General features: G+C 63.4%; 2 protein-coding genes and 1 pseudogene. All 3 read left to right on the plus strand.

Features of this window, described 5'->3' with window-relative positions; genetic code table 11:
• Nucleotides 1–712, plus strand: a 712-nt coding sequence (locus MOV75_RS37390; protein WP_247007912.1) for a sodium:proton antiporter, incomplete at its 5' end; no start/stop codon positions are given.
• A gap of 169 nt (nt 713–881) precedes the next feature.
• Nucleotides 882–1,166, plus strand: coding sequence for a cupin domain-containing protein (locus tag MOV75_RS37395; protein WP_246932533.1), 285 nt, complete (start codon nt 882–884; stop codon nt 1,164–1,166).
• A 93-nt stretch (nt 1,167–1,259) separates the two neighbouring features.
• A pseudogene (locus MOV75_RS37400) lies at nt 1,260–1,583 on the plus strand (hypothetical protein); the annotation flags it as partial.

Genomic DNA, 1,583 nt, shown 5'->3' on the forward strand with positions numbered 1-1,583 from the left:
CGCCGGCCCCGCGCAGCCGGTCCGCATCCGCGGCCTCGTCAATCTGGCGCTGATCGCAGCCATCGTCGCGAGCCTGCTTGCGTCGGCGGTGTGGAAGCCCGGCATTGCGTTCGACATTCTCGGTACCAGGCTGGAACTGGAGGACGCCGTGCGCAATCTGGCGCTGCTGGCCATCGCGGCGTTGTCGGTGTGGCTCACCCCCGACGAGCACAGGCAGGCCAACGGCTTCACCTGGGAGCCGATCCGCGAGGTCGCAAAGCTGTTCGCGGGCATTTTCGTCACCATCATCCCGGTCATTGCCATGCTCAATGCCGGCCATCATGGTGCATTCGCCTGGCTGTTGTCGGCGGTGACAGGACCGGATGGCGCGCCCCGCGAGGTCGCCTATTTCTGGTTCACCGGACTGATGTCCGCGTTCCTCGACAATGCGCCGACCTATCTGCTGTTCTTCGAGCTCGCCGGCGGCGACCCGCAAGTGCTGATGCATCAGCTCTCGGGCACGCTCGCCTCGATCTCCATGGGGGCCGTCTACATGGGCGCGCTCACCTATATCGGCAATGCGCCGAACTTCATGGTGAGCAGCATTGCCAGCGAGAACGGCATCAAAATGCCGAGCTTCTTCGGCTATCTCCTGCGCGCGGGCGCCGTGCTGATCCCCCTGTTCCTGCTGCTGACGCTGCTGCCGGTGGCGCCGATCCTGCACTGGCACTGAATCTCGCGCCTGATTTGCGACTGCTCATTGACGCAAATGGAAGCGGTGGATGAGCGCGCATAATCGGCACGGGCGGGACCAATGTCCTGTTCGGACTGGTCCATATGGTGGTATTTGCGGTCTACGTGTTCATGGCCTTCGTGCCCTGAAGTGCGATAGGGGAGTTCCGATGCTTGCCGCCAAGTCCGAGGTTCAGGTCGACAATGAGGAGGTCCGGGTGACGGCATGGCGCCTTCCGCCCGGCGGTGCCACCGGGCACCACACCCACGGCATGGACTACGTCATTGTTCCCGTGGTCGCGGGAGAGATGACTATCGTGGCGCCCGGCGGCGAGCGCTCCAAGGCGCAGCTGGCGGCCGGAAAATCCTATTTCCGCAAGGCCGGCGTCCAACATGATGTACTTAACGAAACCTCAACCGAGATCGTGTTCCTTGAGATCGAGCTAAAGCCGTAAGTCCGGCCTTACCCACTTGCCATCGATCCGTCGCAGTTGATCCCTTACAATGCCCCAAAGTTCCCGCATCAGATCGCGCGGGGAGTGGCCGGAATGCTGAAATACCTCGCTAAAATCTCGATGGATATTTTCCCCTCGGTGCTCGCCACGATCATCGGGGCCTACATCGTTAACCACTACATCAACGCCAAGCCGGCGGCTGATGCCCCTGCGGCCGTCGTGGCCCCGGCCGAGGCCGGCAAGAACGGCAAGCCCGCCGATGTCGCCAATCTCCCGGCGCCCGGCGTCAAGGCCAAAGGCATTTCCGAGAAGAGTGTGACGGACAAGCCGGCGGCCGAAAAGGCTGCCGATCAGCCGGTCGTCGAGCACAAGGCTGCGGATGTGACGCCGGCCGAGGCCAGTCCGCGCGGCAAGCCG

Origin of the sequence: Bradyrhizobium sp. PRIMUS42 (genome assembly GCF_023006515.1) — a bacterium.
Taxonomy (GTDB): Bacteria; Pseudomonadota; Alphaproteobacteria; order Rhizobiales; family Xanthobacteraceae; genus Bradyrhizobium.